Source organism: Streptomyces sp. WM6386, from assembly GCF_000972385.1.
Classification (GTDB): Bacteria; Actinomycetota; Actinomycetes; order Streptomycetales; family Streptomycetaceae; genus Streptomyces.
In genome coordinates, this window is sequence record NZ_JXTE01000782.1 from 1 (window position 1) to 315 (window position 315).

General features: G+C 74.3%; 1 protein-coding gene. It reads right to left on the minus strand.

What is annotated here, in order from left to right:
• Positions 1-125: 125 nt before the first annotated feature.
• The coding region (locus TN53_RS43650) for a hypothetical protein (protein WP_046264494.1) at positions 126-315 on the minus strand (190 nt) is incomplete at its 5' end.

Consider the following 315-nt stretch of genomic DNA (forward strand, 5'->3'; position numbering starts at 1 on the left):
GGCCGGGGGGGGCGGCCAGGCCGGTGGCGGCGGCCGCTCTGGTGACGGCGCGTCGGGACATTCCGGCGGTACCCCGGGACGATGCTGTGGTGCGGTCGGGCATGGCGGCTCTCCTCGGATCGGATTCAGCGGCGGTCCTTCGCGAGCTCCCACCGCAGATGGGCGGCGATCGCATCGACGTGCGGCGGGTCGAGGAGCGACAGATGGTGGCCCGTGACCGGGACGACGGACAGGTCCGGGCACACCTCGTCCCAGCCGAGCGATGCGTCGTCGCGTTCGTACGCCGGGTCGCGCACGGTGTGCGGGGCCGGTTCG